Here is a 580-nt window from a genome sequence, read left to right as displayed (position 1 = left end):
TTTAAAAGTACTGCCATGCACTATGACCGCGTGTTGTGTGTATGTGCATTTTTATAATATATCTTCAGGTTTTAATCCTCCAACTTTAATTAGTTTTTCACAAAGATTCAAAAAGTCAGATAGTCCACGTTGTTTTGTGTCACAATCTGGAGACCAAAATTTATAAGCTACTGTACTTCCATATTGTCCAAATTCAATATAACACTCAGTTCCATCAAGTCCACCAGTCAATGCTTTGTTTAAATCTATCTTATTTAGAATTGACATGTCATTTGCTAACTCAATAAATTTCTTTGAATCAATTGAAAACGTTGTATCAACTTTTGTCTTTTCCCATTGTGTATTGCTATTCATTGGGTTGGACTTCACTTTCACCACAATCTCAGATTGTCTTTTAATTACCTCAATTATAATGTTATGATTGGGAATCCGTCTTGAATGCTCAAATTTAAAAGCGATATACTTAATTTTATCATTTGTTTGTTGAGCAAGACAAATACCTGAAATCATTGTCAAGATAGAAATCAAAATTATAATTCTGTTTTTCATGGTAATCGTCTTTTTTGCATTACACACAACG

At 31.2% G+C, this 580-nt stretch carries 1 protein-coding gene; it reads right to left on the bottom strand.

Translation table 11 applies throughout. The annotated features are described in order from the left end of the window. Positions 1-51: 51 nt before the first annotated feature. The coding region (locus ACE01N_RS20655; protein WP_380593004.1) for a hypothetical protein at positions 52-580 on the bottom strand (529 nt) is incomplete at its 5' end.

This window comes from Quyinboa ferrireducens (assembly GCF_042436675.1).
GTDB lineage: Bacteria > Bacteroidota > Bacteroidia > Bacteroidales > UBA5342 > JBHJHP01.
The sequence above is the reverse complement of the archived record's forward strand: the minus strand, read 5'-3'. Positions and strand labels throughout refer to the sequence as shown.